1 protein-coding gene is annotated in these 331 nt (G+C 55.0%); it reads left to right on the forward strand.

Going from position 1 to position 331, the window contains the following annotated elements; all coding sequences use genetic code 11:
* On the forward strand, positions 1 to 331 hold a 331-nt coding region (locus tag IV91_RS16335; RefSeq protein ID WP_035418596.1), incomplete at both ends, for an outer membrane beta-barrel protein.

Raw genomic sequence — 331 nt, forward strand, 5'->3', positions numbered from 1 at the left:
TGGCCACAGCCCCTTTACCCATACGGGGGTGCGTGCCGTGAACGCTTTGACGGATGCCACTACTGTAACCATGGGGGTCAACAATGGCTGGGACCAGGTGACGGGCATGACTTCCTCAAAGACCGCGGAATTTGCCATCAACGAGGCTTTTACCAAGGATACGTCGCTGTTGTTCGATGTATACAGCGGGGCTGAAACGGTACCCACTTCCCTCGACTGGGCGGGGATCATTCCGGCGGGGACCATTACCAACATGTATACGGCCAATGCAGGGACTCCTTTTTCCGGAATCAGAAGTGGCAATCGAACCTTGCTGGATATGGTCTTTACG

This window comes from Ferrovum myxofaciens (genome assembly GCF_000735045.1).
Classification (GTDB): domain Bacteria; phylum Pseudomonadota; class Gammaproteobacteria; order Burkholderiales; family Ferrovaceae; genus Ferrovum; species Ferrovum myxofaciens.